11 protein-coding genes are annotated in these 12,794 nt (G+C 63.6%); all 11 read right to left on the minus strand.

Annotated features, from left to right (window positions below):
• Nucleotides 1-104: 104 nt before the first annotated feature.
• Nucleotides 105-1,118: an RNA polymerase sigma factor RpoS gene (gene rpoS, locus ACLRDN_RS15720; protein WP_413457045.1), complete on the minus strand. Its 1,014-nt coding sequence runs from the start codon at nucleotides 1,116-1,118 to the stop codon at nucleotides 105-107.
• Nucleotides 1,119-1,121: 3 nt separating this feature from the next.
• Nucleotides 1,122-2,105, minus strand: coding sequence for a peptidoglycan DD-metalloendopeptidase family protein (locus ACLRDN_RS15725; protein ID WP_413457046.1), 984 nt, complete (start codon nucleotides 2,103-2,105; stop codon nucleotides 1,122-1,124).
• A 221-nt stretch (nucleotides 2,106-2,326) separates the two neighbouring features.
• Entirely contained in the window at nucleotides 2,327-3,292 is a 966-nt protein-coding gene (locus ACLRDN_RS15730; RefSeq protein ID WP_413457047.1) for a protein-L-isoaspartate(D-aspartate) O-methyltransferase, read from the minus strand.
• Nucleotides 3,289-4,026, minus strand: a complete 738-nt coding sequence (gene surE / locus ACLRDN_RS15735) for a 5'/3'-nucleotidase SurE (RefSeq protein ID WP_413457048.1) — start codon at nucleotides 4,024-4,026, stop codon at nucleotides 3,289-3,291. Before surE ends, ACLRDN_RS15730 begins: the two co-directional genes overlap by 4 nt.
• Nucleotides 4,027-4,098: 72 nt before the next feature.
• Nucleotides 4,099-5,046, minus strand: coding sequence for a flagellar brake protein (locus ACLRDN_RS15740; RefSeq protein WP_413457049.1), 948 nt, complete (start codon nucleotides 5,044-5,046; stop codon nucleotides 4,099-4,101).
• Nucleotide 5,047: 1 nt separating this feature from the next.
• Complete coding sequence (locus ACLRDN_RS15745; protein ID WP_413457050.1) at nucleotides 5,048-7,261, minus strand: ATP-dependent DNA helicase; 2,214 nt, start codon at nucleotides 7,259-7,261, stop codon at nucleotides 5,048-5,050.
• Nucleotides 7,262-7,411: 150 nt separating this feature from the next.
• Nucleotides 7,412-7,618: a YdcH family protein gene (locus tag ACLRDN_RS15750; protein ID WP_006463294.1), complete on the minus strand. Its 207-nt coding sequence runs from the start codon at nucleotides 7,616-7,618 to the stop codon at nucleotides 7,412-7,414.
• A gap of 101 nt (nucleotides 7,619-7,719) precedes the next feature.
• Complete coding sequence (locus ACLRDN_RS15755; protein ID WP_413457051.1) at nucleotides 7,720-8,667, minus strand: hypothetical protein; 948 nt, start codon at nucleotides 8,665-8,667, stop codon at nucleotides 7,720-7,722.
• An 11-nt stretch (nucleotides 8,668-8,678) separates the two neighbouring features.
• A complete protein-coding gene (gene zapE, locus ACLRDN_RS15760; RefSeq protein ID WP_413457052.1) occupies nucleotides 8,679-9,776 on the minus strand; it encodes a cell division protein ZapE in 1,098 nt (365 codons plus the stop codon).
• Between the two features lie 146 nt (nucleotides 9,777-9,922).
• Entirely contained in the window at nucleotides 9,923-11,350 is a 1,428-nt protein-coding gene (gene lpdA, locus ACLRDN_RS15765) for a dihydrolipoyl dehydrogenase (protein WP_413457053.1), read from the minus strand.
• A 121-nt stretch (nucleotides 11,351-11,471) separates the two neighbouring features.
• Complete coding sequence (gene odhB, locus ACLRDN_RS15770; protein ID WP_017451791.1) at nucleotides 11,472-12,713, minus strand: 2-oxoglutarate dehydrogenase complex dihydrolipoyllysine-residue succinyltransferase; 1,242 nt, start codon at nucleotides 12,711-12,713, stop codon at nucleotides 11,472-11,474.
• Between the last annotated feature and the right edge of the window lie 81 nt (nucleotides 12,714-12,794).

Here is a 12,794-nt window from a genome sequence, read left to right on the forward strand (position 1 = left end):
AAAAACAAAAGCGGTATTGTCCGCGATCCGGGACCGCGAGGGAAGCAGCAAGCGCATCCGGACCATGCCGACGCGCGAAAACCACTGCAATTAGGGGATGCGTCCTAGAACAGTGCGTCGCGGCTCACGCCACGCGAGGTCAGCAGCCGCTTGAGCTTGACCAGGGCTTCCTGCTGCACCTGGCGCACGCGTTCACGGGTGATGCCCATCTCGCCGGCCAGTTGCTCCAGCGTCGATGGATCGTCGTTGTCCAGTCCAAAGCGCCGCGCCACCACGACACGTTGCTTTTCGGACAAGCTCTTGAGCCACTCGCGGATCAGCAAGGCCATTTCCTGGCTCTCGGCGCGGGTGTCGGGATGCTCTTCGACGGCACTGGGCAAGAGATCCATCAGGCTGGCCTGCGGGTCGTTATCCAGCGGGGTGTCCAGCGAGGCAGCATGTTCGGACAGCGCCAGCACATCCTGCACCTCTTCCACCGGACGGTCGACCAGGTGCGCGATGTCTTCGGCGCTGGCGTCTCTTCCGTCACGTTGCTGGGCTTCGAGGTGATATTTTGCGCGCAGGATCTGGTTCAGCTCGCGCACCATATGCACGGGAAGCCGCACGGTACGGGCCTGATTCATGATGGCGCGCTCGATGCTCTGGCGGATCCACCAGGTGGCGTAGGTAGAGAAGCGGAAACCGCGCTCCGGCTCGAACTTGTCGATGGCGCGCATCAGACCGAGGTTGCCCTCTTCGATCAGGTCCAGCAGGGCCACGCCCCGATTGATGTAGTGCTTGGCAATCGACACCACCAGCCGCAGGTTGTGCTCGATCATCTTCTGGCGCGCCTCGAATTCGCCGGCCTTGGCCTGCGTGGCGAAATGCAGTTCTTCGGCGGCCGTCAATAGCGGCTTGGCACCGATCTTGTTGAGGTAATGCTGGGTGGTGTCGGTGGAGAGTTCGGCGGCGAGCACCTTCTTGAGCTCGTCCACGCCTTCGGCCGGGGCCGCCTCCTGGGGCTGGTCGGGGGCATCGCCGTCAATCACTTCCGGTTCGTCGATCTCTTCAATGGGATCGTCCATATCCTCTTCACGAGGGTCTTGGTCTGGCAAGTGATCGCGGCGATTGCTTGTCATACGCTAGCGTGGCGGTAAGTATTTTGAAGGATCAACAGGTTTACCCTGCTGGCGGATCTCGAAATGCAATTTGACGCTGTCGCTGTCGGACTTGCCCATTTCAGCGATCTTTTGTCCCTTGCTCACCGCCTGGCCTTCCTTGACCAGGATGGTCTTGTTGTGGGCATAGGCCGACAACAAGTTGTTGGTGTGCTTGATGATCACCAGGTTGCCATAGCCACGAATGCCGCTACCGGCGTACATGACCTTGCCACCTGCTGCTGCCAGGACGGCCTGGCCATCCTTGCCTGCGATATCTACGCCCTTCTTGCCACCGTCAAAGGTGCCGACCACCTTGCCTTCGGCCGGCCACATCCAGGTCACGCCTTCATCGTCGCTGGCGACGGCTGCCTGGCCGGCTGCCGCCGGCTTGTCCGCTGCATGCGGCACTTCCGGCTTGGCGACAGCCGCAGGGGCTGCAGCAGGTGCTGCTGCCGGTGCAGCATCAGGCTTTTCCAGTTCAGCCAGGGCGCTCTCCGAGTAGGCGCGCTTGTCACCGCGCGGACCAGTCTTGTTGCTGCCAGAGGCCATCGGTGCTGCGGCCGGTGCGGCGGCACCTGGTGCGCCCAGCGGCTTCACATCCAGCCCTGCGCCCGGCGCGGCAGCCACGGTCGCCGTCTGGGCCGGACCGGCACGGTCGGGCGGTGCCACGCGCAGCACCTGGTCGACCTTGATGTCGTTCGGGTTGGTCAGGTTGTTCCAGGCGACGATGTCGCGCCAGTTCTGCCCGACGTCCAACGCGATGCGATACAGGGTATCGCCCTTCTTGACCGTGTAATAGCCACGTCCCGACGGGGCCGGCACCACCGGAGCCGCAGCAGCATCGGCCGGCTTGGCGGTGCTCGACGTGCGCTCGACGACGGGCGCCGGCTGCTGATTCGGTGTCGAGCCGCAGGCGGCCAGCAAACTGACGACACTGCCCAATACAGCCAAACGAATTTTCTTCATGCTCTTACGTTAGATTTTGTACGACGCTAGTTGACACGCAGCCAGCGCCAGAAGTTCATCAGGGAAATGCGGCCCCCTCGCCTGCCCATCCGCTCTTTTCATCGACCCGCGGCTTGGATGCTTGTGCTTGTTGCCGCCCGTTCCCTGTTCGATGATGCATGGCGGACCTGATATCCGCCGGTTTTGCTCATTGCGTCCTGCTCATGCCGGGCTTTGCCGACCTACACAGTTCCCGGCCGCAGCGGCACGAAATGGCACTGTTCCAGGGTGGTACGGCGCCAGTCGCGCTGGCCGACACGTTCAATCAGTTCCAGCACCTGCTGGCGTTCGCCCACGGGCGCCACCAGCCTGCCGCCGATGGCCAGCTGCTCCAGCAGGGCCTGCGGCACTTCGAGACCTGCCGCCGCGAGGATGATGCCATCAAAGGGCGCAACCTGCGGCAGGCCAAGCATACCATCTCCGTAATGCAAGCGGATGTTCGCCACGCGCAAGGGACGCAGATTGGTCTTGGCCAGTTCATGCAAGGGCTTGATGCGCTCGATGGAATATACCTCGCCGGCCACCCGCGACAGCACGGCGGCCTGGTAGCCGCAGCCGGTGCCGATCTCCAGCACCCGGTCCAGGCGGCCGCCGTTGCGGTTCTGGCGCATCAGTTCGATCATGCGCGCCACGATGTAGGGCTGCGAAATGGTCTGGTGATGGCCGATCGGCAGGGATGCATCGATATAGGCCTGGCTGGCCAGGCCGGGCTCCACGAACATGTGGCGCGGCACGGCCTCCAGCGCGGCCAGCACCTTCACATCGGCCACACCCTGCTTGGCCACGCGCGCTACCATGGCCTTGCGTACCGCTTCCGAGGCCAGCGGCGAGGCATGATGTGAAGCATTGGTCTGGGTCACCGTCATGACGTTCCTGACGGCCGTGCGCGGCGCCGGCGCGGCGCTCAGCAACGGCTGGGCTGGTGCCACCGGAGCGCGCGGCGCTGCCGGCGGCGGGCGCAGCGCCTGGGCCAGGCCCTGTTGCACCGGTTTCAAGGCCGCACGCTGCGACGACTGGGCGGCGTTCTTGGCCGCGGTCTGGGTCGTGGCCTGGGGGCGGCCAGCCGCATCCCGTCCGGCGTTGGCGGTCTTCTTCTTGTCGACCACCGAGGACAGGCTCAGCGGAAAGCGGCTGGGCTTGTCGCTCATGCAAGCGCTTTCTTGAGATTGTCCAGTTGTGCGGTGTGCGTCAGGTCAATCTGCAGCGGCGTGACGGAGACGTAGCCATTGGCCGTCGCGTGAAAATCGGTGCCCTCACCACCATCCTTGGCAGCCCCGGCCGGGCCGATCCAGTACAGGTCGCGGCCATGCGGGTCGGTCAGCTTGTGTACCGGCTCGGACATGTGGCGCTTGCCCAGGCGGGTGGCCACGCTACCCTTGATCTGCCCATACGGCAAGTTGGGGATGTTGACATTGAGCAGGTAAGGCTTGGGCAGGCTGTCGAAGCGGCGTTCAACGATCTCGCGGGCGATGCGCGCGGCCGATTCCAGCTCGCCCCAGCCCTTGTGCAGTTGCGAAAACGCAATGGAAGGAATGCCGAACAGGAAACCTTCGGTGGCGGCCGCCACAGTACCGGAATAGAGCGTATCGTCGCCCATGTTCTGGCCCTGGTTGATGCCGGAGACGATCAGGTCCGGACGCTCCTTGAGCAAGCCGGTCAGCGCCACGTGGACACAGTCCGACGGCGTGCCATTGAGATAGTAGAAGCCGTTGGCGGCCTGTTCCACCCACAGCGGGCGATCCAGCGTCAGGGAATTGGAGCTGCCCGAGCGATTGCTGTCGGGGGCCACCACGGTGATCTCGGCGATCGGTGCGAGGGCTTCGGCCAGGGCATTGATGCCGGGCGCGAGGTAGCCGTCGTCGTTGCTGATGAGGATTTTCATGGGCTGAATTTTAACCGAAGCCGAGCTTTGGACAGCCCCTCCTGCAGACATTCTCCTGCCCTGTTGCGCCGCCTATTCCTGCAGCGTCAGTTCCTGATAGACGTAGGCGGACAGCACCAGCTTGTCGCGTACCGTCAGATGCGCGAATTCCACCCCGTACTGATGGAAATCGGCCTCCCCCAAGGACTCCACCGCCCGCAGGACCACCGGCAGCTCCAGCGGCAGCTGCTGGTCCGCCACCGAGGCCACGAATCGCAGCTTGCCCGTCACGCCCTTCTTCGCAGCCACCTTGCCGGCCAGCGAGGTCGCTACCAGTGAAGCACCGGCCAGACTGAGGTCGATCACGCTGGCCGCCAGTGGCTGGCTGCCATCCACCGCCAGATAGCCTTCTGCGCCCACGGCCACGCGGGTGGCCTGGCGGATGACGGTGGAACGTATTTCTTTAGGCAGCGAGATATGAAGATAAACGAAGGGCGTCTGTTGGTATTTCAGCAGTTGCGCCGCAAAAGCATAGGCACGGCGACCAGTCAGGGCACGCACCACGAAGCCCTGGCCCTCGCGCACGAAGAGCTGCTTGCCCTCCTTTTGTGGTGCCGTGACCAGGATGCTGCGGTTGGGCAGGCAGCCCACCAGCGACACTGCGTAGCGCTGCGCGGCGTCGTCGGCAAATTGCAGCCACAAGGTATCGCCGATCTGCCAGCGCACCTCCTCCAGCGTGATCACGGTTTCCTGGCCGCGCACTGCCGCAGAGGGCTTCAAGGGCTTCTTGCCGCCCTGCTTCTTGCGCAAGACGTCGCGCGCCTGCGGCAGCGGCACGGATTCGGTATCCGGCTCGGCAATCCAGTTGGCATTGCGGTAGAGACCGTTTTCGATCAGCCCGGCCAGTTGGTCCGGCGTATCGATCAAGGTACCGCGCGCCAGCAGGAGCTTGCCGGCATCGTTGTAGATCGGCCAGGGCGCGGGGCGACCCAGGGCGAGTTCGGAGGCGCGCACCGGCACCAGCGAGGTGTGATCGGCCATCTCAGCTTTGCGCAGCAGCGTCCTCGCCGGCCGCGGCAGCGGCGCGGCGCGCATCCTGCTCGCGGAAGAAGGCTTGCACCACCTCCAGCTCGCGCGTGCGCTTGAAAGGCGGCAGGCTCTGCCAGATGCGGCGGCCGTAATTCTTGGTGATGATGCGCGGATCGCAGATCATCAGCACGCCGCGGTCGCCCTCGTCACGAATCAGGCGTCCGGCACCCTGCTTGAGGTTGATGATGGCCGCCGGCAGCTGATGGTGCACGAAACCGTTCAGGCCCTGTTTTTCCATTTCACTGATACGGGCTGCCAGCACCGGGTCATCCGGTGGCGAGAACGGGAGCTTGTCGATGATGACCAGCGACAGTGTGTCGCCACGCACGTCCACGCCTTCCCAAAAGCTCTGGCTGCCGATCAGCACCCCATTGCCCGCAGCGCGGAAACGGTCCAGCAACTCCGTACGCCCCGCTTCGCCCTGCACGAACAGCGGGAAATCATGGCCGCGCGCCTCGAACTCGGTACGCAGCCGCTCGGCGGCACGATTGACCGCCCGCAGCGTGGTGCACAGGAAGAAGCAGCGGCCACCGGCGGCCTCGATGGTCGGCAACGCGGCATCGATGACGGCGTCAGTGTATTCAAACGAATTGGGCTGCGGCAGGTTCTGCGGCACGTACAGCAGGCCCTGCTCGGGATAATTGAACGGGCTCGGCCAGGATTGCGCCGGCGCATTCCACAGGCCCATCTGGGCTGCGTAGTGATTGAAATCCTTCTTCACTGCCAGCGTAGCCGACGTGAAGATCCATGAACGCGGCGTGCCCTCGCGCTGCTTGTTGAAGATAGGGGCAATCGACAACGGCGTGCGGTGCAGCTGCAGCGAGGACTGGAAGGCTTCCACCCAGAGCACGTAGAAGGGTTTCTGCGCGGGTGGTTCTTCCTGCTCTTCTCCCTCGCCCGCTCGCTTGTTGTCGGCGGGCTTGGCCGCTGCTTTGGCGGCGGCTTCGGCCTGGATCTTGGCCAGCTCGTCGGGTGTACCCCAGTTTTCCAGCTGGCGCAGCAATTCATTGGCGCGGTCGCGGCACTGCTCGATGGTCTCGGCACGCTCGGCCTGTTTTTCGAGCACGGCGATCATGTCGTCCATGCAGTCCTTGAGGGTATCGAGCGCAGGGAAGAAGGCGCTGGACGGCGCGATCTGGTTCAGGGCCAGGCGCACCGATTCTTCCGGGAACGCCAGCCGCAGATCGCGCGCTGCCCGTTCGACCGGCGCCACCAGCCGTGCCCAGTCGGCACCATCACGGGCGTGTGACAGGCCTTCGGCCAGCACGTCGCGGCAGAGTTCGAGAATCTGCGATGTGGAGATCGTCTCGCCGAAGAACAGCGTGGCCGTATCCGGCAACTGGTGCGCTTCGTCGAAGATGACGGTATTGGCCGAGGGCAGCAGTTCGGCAATGCCGGTGTCCTTCAGGGCCACATCGGCGAAGAAGAGGTGGTGGTTGACCACCACCACGTCAGCCTGCTGCGCTTCCTTGCGCGCCTTCATGACGAAGCAATCCTGGTAGTACTGGCATTCAGCCCCGAAACAGGTGTCGCGGGTCGAGGTCACCAGATTCCATACCGAAGCCGTCTCCGGCACCTTGGTCAGCTCAGCCTTGTCGCCGGAGGAAGTGGATTTGACGAAGCGCGAGATCTCGCGCAGGTAGCCCACATCCTCGCGCGCGGTCAGGCGGCCGTTCTGGAGCGTGCGCTCCAGGTGGAAATGGCAGACGTAATTGCTGCGCCCCTTGAGCAGCGCCACCGAGACCGGGGCATGCAAGGCCTTGCGCACCGTAGGGATGTCACGATTGAAGAGCTGGTCCTGCAGCGTCTTGGTGCCGGTGGAGACGATGGTCTTGCCGCCCCACAGCAGCGCCGGCACCAGGTAGGCAAAGGTCTTGCCGGTACCGGTGCCGGCCTCGGCGATCAGCGTGCCCTGGTTGGCGATGGCCTGCGCGATGGCCTTGGCCATCTCGGTCTGGGCATGACGTGGACGATAGCTGCCGACGGCGCCACCCAGGGGACCGCCTTCGCCGAAGAGGCGCTCGACCTCGGCATCATGGAGACCTGGTTCTTCGGGTGCAGCGCCCTCTGCCCCGGCGGGAGCGGTGCGACTATCGGCGTTGTGGGCGGGGGCTTCGGGAGCTGTCACTGCGGCAAACCTGTAGGAAAACACGTGCGGCGCAGGCATCGGCGACACCGGCGCGGCTTGCACGTCATTGGGAACAAGGCGCTATTTTACGCGGAGTCGGCAGCATACCCCCGACTCGCATGAAAGACACAGATAAGTGGACCGCGGACTTCGAGAAGCTCGCCCGCAGCAGCAGGCGCGCAGCGGGGCTCAGGCGGGGATATCGGGGACCAGCTGCATCTTCAGCAGCGCGATGTGGTCCTTCAGTTGCAGCTTGCGCTTCTTGAGGCGACGCAGTTGCAGGTCTTCGGAACGCGCATCGCGGATGAGCATGTCGATCACGCTATCGAGATCACGGTGCTCGACTTCGAGTTCGATGATGCGGCGCTGGATGTCTTCGCGATGCGTACTGGTCATGATGGCGGCTGGTTGCTGATGTGCTTGCTAGTGTAATGCACCCGCAGGCACACGCCAAATCGGCATGGGCCTGCGGACGACGGGGCCAGCGACAGAGCGCCTTACTTGGCGGCGGGCTGCTGCGATTGCTGCTGTTGTTGCTGTTGCTGCTGATCCTGCTGTTGTTTCTGCTTGCGCTCGGCACGTTCACGCTCGTTCTCGGCCTTCTTGCGCTCCACTTCCAGGCGGTGCTCCTCGGCCTCCTGGATGCGGCGCTGGCGTTCAGCGGCATTGGCCGCGCGCGACGGCGCGCGCGCGGCTTCCTCGGCCTGCTTGCGCTGGACTTCGGCTTCATGCTGGCGCACACGGTAATCGGCCGGTACGTTCTTGTTCTGGTCGACACGCTGCTGGACTTCGCTGTTCTTGGCGCGGCTTTCCTGCACCTTGCGGGCGGAATCGGCTTCCCTCTGCTTCTGGTCGGCCAGGCGGCGGGCAGAATCCTCCTCGTCCTTGGCGCGCTGCTCGGCCAGCGAACGATCGCGGTCGTCCACTGCGGCCTGCCGCTGGAACACCTTGGCCTCGTATTCCACTGCCTTGATGCCCTTGTCGGTCATGCGTTTGCGGTCGCGTGCGGCTTCCAGGCAGTCCGCTACCAGGAACTTGGGATAGCAGGCGCGCTGGTCGAGGATATAGCGCAGCTCGGCGACCTGGCGGTCTTCTGCGGCTTCATCCAGTGCTTTCTGCGCAGCTTCGTCCGACTTGATGGAGCCGGCCGGGAAACGCTGTCCAATCGGCTTGCGGGCTTCCAATTCATCGAAGCGCTCGCGGCTCATGGAAGGCACGGGGGCGGCCGGCGTCGCCTGCGGGGGCGGGCTGACCTGCGGCTGGCCGTTGGCTTGTTCTTGCGCCTGCAACTGGAGCTGCCCTGGCTGCGCGCCCGAGGCGGCGTTGGCCGCCGCCTGCCCCTGCGCCGCGCTGGCACCGGCAGCCAGGGCCAGCATCAGGCCGCACAGGGAAGAAGTGACGCACTTGGCATCGGCAAAAAGACCTTGCATGGATTTCTTGTTCATCAGGGGGTTCTTCAGGAGAGGCTGTCGGCAATCGAGCGGCGATCCGCATCCAGATATTCCTTCGACTGCATCTCAATGATACGTGAAACGGTGCGGTGGAATTCGTTGGAAAGGGTGCCGACGGTGTAAAGCTCGTCCGGCTCCACCGCGGCCGACATGATGAGCTTGACCTTGTGGTCATAGAAGACGTCGATCAGCCAGGTGAAGCGGCGCGCTTCCGAAGACATGGCCGCCGACATGCGCGGAATGCCCGACAGGATCACGGTCTGGAAACGACTGGCCAGTTCCAGGTAATCGTTCTGCGAACGCGGCCCCCCGCACAGCGTGGCGAAGTCGAACCAGATCGCACTGCCCGCACGGCGCAGGGCGCGGATTTCGCGGGCCTCGATGTGTACGCGCGGGTCTTCATCGGCCGCCTCGGCCACGGAGGCGAAGGCAGTGCGCAATGCTTCATCGGTCTTGGCGTTCAGGGGGGTGTGGTACACCTTCACCTGCTCCAATACCCGCTTGCGGTAGTCGATGCCGGCATCGATGTTCATGACGTCCAGTTTTTCCTTGAGCAGCGCGATGGTCGGCAGCATGCGGTCGCGGTGCAGGCCATCCGGGTAGAGCGTGCTCGGCTCATAGTTGGAGGTCATCACGAAGGATACGCCGTGATCGAACAGCCCCTTCAAGAGGTTGTAGAGAATCATCGCATCGGCGATATCGGAGACGTGGAATTCGTCGAAACAGATCAGGCGATACTTCTTGGCGATGCGCTTGGCGACTTCATCGAGGGGGTCGGAAATTCCCTTCAGTTCATCCAGCTGGCGATGCACATCGCGCATGAATTCGTGGAAGTGCAGGCGCGTCTTGCGCACCACCGGCACCACGGAATAGAAGCTGTCCATCAGGAAGGACTTGCCGCGCCCTACCCCGCCCCACATGTAGACGCCACGCGGCACGGCCGGGCGGCTGATCAGGCGCTTGAAGGTGGAGGCGCGCTGGGCCTTGTAGGCGACCCATTCCTCATAGGCGCGCTGCAGGCGCTCGATGGCGCGCAACTGCGCTTCATCAGGTTGATAACCGCGCTGGGACAGCGACTGTTCGTAGAATTGACGGACATCCATGGTGTGGTCTTGTAAAACGACAATGGGCGAGCCAGGCTCGCCCATTGGGTTGGCATCTCAATGCGCACTATGCGGGCAACTCGGACGCGGCCAGCCCCAGGGGCTGGCCAGGCGTCGGCGACCCGTATTGTCGCACTGATCGCGCATCAGAAGTTCAATGCGCGCTTGTCCACGGCCAGGGCCGCTTCCTTGGTCGCTTCGGACAGCGAGGGGTGAGCGTGGCAGATACGGGCGATGTCTTCCGACGACGCACGGAATTCCATCGCCACCACGGCTTCGGAGATCAGCTCGGAAGCCATCGGGCCGACGATGTGCACGCCCAGGATCTCATCGGTCTTGGCATCGGCCAGGAACTTCACCATGCCCGAGGTATCGCCCAGCGCACGGGCGCGGCCGTTGGCCAGGAACGGGAAGGTACCAGCCTTGTACTGCACGCCTTCGGCCTTGAGCTGCTGCTCGGTCTTGCCGACCCAGGCGATTTCCGGCGAGGTGTAGATGACCCAGGGAATGGTGTTGAAGTTGACGTGACCGTGCTGGCCGGCGATACGCTCGGCCACGGCAACGCCTTCTTCTTCGGCCTTGTGGGCCAGCATCGGACCACGCACCACGTCACCCACCGCCCACACGTTGGGCAGGTTGGTCTTGCAGTCGCCGTCCACGGCGATGAAGCCGCGTTCGTCCAGCTTCAGGCCGACGCCTTCGGCGTTGAGGCCGATGGTGTTGGGGGTACGGCCGATCGAGATGATCAGCTTGTCGAATTCGCCGGTGTGGGCTTCGCCCTTGGCATCGGTGTATTCCACGGAGACGCTGTTCTTGCCAGCCTTGATGGTACCGATCTTCACACCCAGGTTCACCGCCAGGCCCTGCTTGGTCAGCAGCTTCTGGGCTTCCTTGGCGATTTGTTCATCGACGGCGCCCAGGAAGGTCGGCAGGGCTTCCAGCACGGTCACTTCCGCGCCCAGGCGACGCCAGACCGAACCCATTTCCAGGCCGATCACGCCGGCACCGATCACGCCCAGCTTCTTCGGCACTTCGGAGATGGCCAGTGCACCGGTGTTGGAGAGGATCAGCTTTTCATCGAACTCGGCGCCCGGCAGTGCACGGGCGTTCGAACCGGTAGCAACGATGACGTGCTTGGCGGTGATGGTTTCTTCGGCAGCACCGGCGACCTTGATCTCGTAGCCATTGGCATCGCCCTTGACGAAGGAGCCACGGCCGTGGAAGAAGGTGACCTTGTTCTTCTTGAACAGGTACAGGATGCCGTCGTTGTTTTGCTTGACCACGGTGTTCTTGCGGCCCAGCATCTTTTCCAGGTTCAGGCCCAGGCCCTTGACTTCGATACCGTGCTCGGCGAAGCCGTGGTTGGCGTGTTCATAGTGTTCGGACGATTGCAGCAGCGCCTTGGAGGGGATGCAACCGACGTTGGTGCAGGTGCCGCCCGGGGCGGGGCCGCCCTTTTCGTTCTTCCATTCGTCGATGCAGGCGGTGTTGAAGCCCAGTTGCGCTGCGCGGATGGCGGCGACGTAACCGCCGGGGCCGCCACCGATGACGACTACGTCAAAATTCTTGCTCATGTGTGTATTCCTGATTCGTTGTGCGCATCCGCTTTGATCTGTTCGTCCAAAGCGGATGCAAAAAGGCGCTGAATGCCTGGGGGCCGTTCAGCGCCTCGCTCACGCCGTGATGGCCGGTTGCTTACAGATCCAGCAGCAGACGGGCCGGATCTTCGAGGGCTTCCTTGATCGCGACCAGCGACAGGACGGCTTCGCGGCCGTCGATGATGCGGTGGTCATAGGACAGCGCGAAGTAGTTGATCGGACGGACCACGACCTGGCCGTTTTCAACCACAGCGCGTTCCTTGGTGGCGTGGATGCCCAGGATCGCCGATTGCGGCGGGTTGATGATCGGGGTCGACAGCATCGAACCGAAGGTACCGCCGTTGGAGACGGTGAAGGTACCGCCCGACAGTTCTTCGATGGACAGCTTGCCGTCCTTGGCCTTCTGGCCGAATTCACCGATCTTCTTCTCGATGTCAGCGATGGACATCTGGTCCGCATCACGCAGGATGGGCACCACCAGGCCACGCGGCGAACCGACGGCCACGCCGATGTCGAAGTAGCCGTGGTAGACGATGTCATTGCCATCGACCGAAGCGTTGACGATCGGGTACTTCTTCAGGGCGTGCACGACCGCCTTGACGAAGAAGGACATGAAGCCCAGCTTGACGCCGTGTTCCTTCTCGAACTTGTCCTTGTACTTGTTGCGCAGGTCGATGACCGGCTGCATGTTGATTTCGTTGAAGGTGGTCAGGATGGCGTTGGTCGATTGCGATTGCACCAGACGCTCGGCCACGCGGGCACGCAGGCGGCTCATCGGCACGCGCTGTTCCGGACGGCTTTCCAGGCCGGCCTTGACCGGGGCAGCAACTTGCGCCAGGGCCGGCTTGGCGGCGGCAGCAGGGGCAGCGGCGGGGGCCGACAGGGCACCCAGCACATCACCCTTGGTTACGCGGCCATCCTTGCCGGTGCCGGTGACTTGCGAGGTCGACAGGTTGTTGTCGGCCAGCAGCTTGGCAGCGGCGGGCATGGCGACGTCGCCCTTGGAGGCCAGCTCGGGAGCGGCAACCGGGGTCGGTTCGTTGGTCGCTTGCGGTGCCGGGGCAGCCTTGACTTCGGTCGGAGCCACTTGCGCGGAAGCGTCGGTGTCCAGGATGGCGATCACTTCGCCGGCCACGACGGTCGCACCGTCAGCCTTGATGATCTGGGTGATGACGCCGGCGTCCGGCGAGGGCAGTTCCAGCACGACCTTGTCGGTCTCGATGTCGATCAGGTTTTCGTCACGGGCAACCGGTTCGCCAACCTTCTTGTGCCATTGCAGCAGGGTTGCTTCAGCAACGGATTCCGACAACTGCGGGACTTTTACTTCGATTTGAGCCATTTTCAGGATTCTCCGATTTTCGGGTGATTTCGTTCTTATGGAAACAGGGACGCACTGCCCTCGCAGCGCGTCCCGTTTGCA

Source organism: Herbaspirillum huttiense (assembly GCF_047300815.1).
GTDB lineage: Bacteria > Pseudomonadota > Gammaproteobacteria > Burkholderiales > Burkholderiaceae_D > Herbaspirillum > Herbaspirillum huttiense_A.